A 594-nucleotide genomic window follows, 5' to 3' on the forward strand; every position below is an offset into this window, starting at 1 on the left:
TCGACGCGGATTTCTCACACTTGAGGCAATTTCGGGTCATTTTGTAGAATTCAGTCATCCCACAGGAGCCCGATCTGGAATATTGACGATATTCTGCTTCTGGCGGCGGGTTCTGAACGCAGTGAGGGTGTCACGGCCTGAGAAGGCAGTGTTGGTAGAAGCTATGTGGTCTGTGCACTGTCTGTTTCTTCAGATGGCCTGCCGGAGCCTTCGCAATCGTGCATGAGCGAGGGCGAATTCATGCTGACAGGGGAACATGTCCGGCATGGACAGGACAATCCGACGGACGCTGAGCGTTACACGTGTCGCGATTTTGAGCAGTCGTGCGCGTATGGTGCCACAGGTCGCCGTCTCCAGGCTGGTCTGGCCAAGGGCCAGTCTTTGCAGAGCGGTCAGCAGGACATAGGCTGCGGCCGAGAACCACAGCCGGAGCTGGTTGGCCCGGATGGTGTGGGACGAGGTCCTGTCTGAGAACAGATCCATCTGGCATTCCTTGATGCGGTTTTCCATATCCCCGCGTGCGCAGTAAATCTGTTCGTAGAGATGGCGGGGGTCGGACATTCCCTGCGGTAGCGTGGTGACAATAAAGCGATG

General features: G+C 56.7%; 1 protein-coding gene. It reads right to left on the reverse strand.

Going from position 1 to position 594, the window contains the following annotated elements:
• Positions 1-189: 189 nt before the first annotated feature.
• Positions 190-594, reverse strand: a 405-nt coding sequence (locus tag GOB90_RS18785) for a transposase (RefSeq protein WP_165832149.1), incomplete at its 5' end; no start/stop codon positions are given.

It is taken from the genome of Acetobacter oeni (genome assembly GCF_011516825.1).
GTDB lineage: Bacteria > Pseudomonadota > Alphaproteobacteria > Acetobacterales > Acetobacteraceae > Acetobacter > Acetobacter oeni.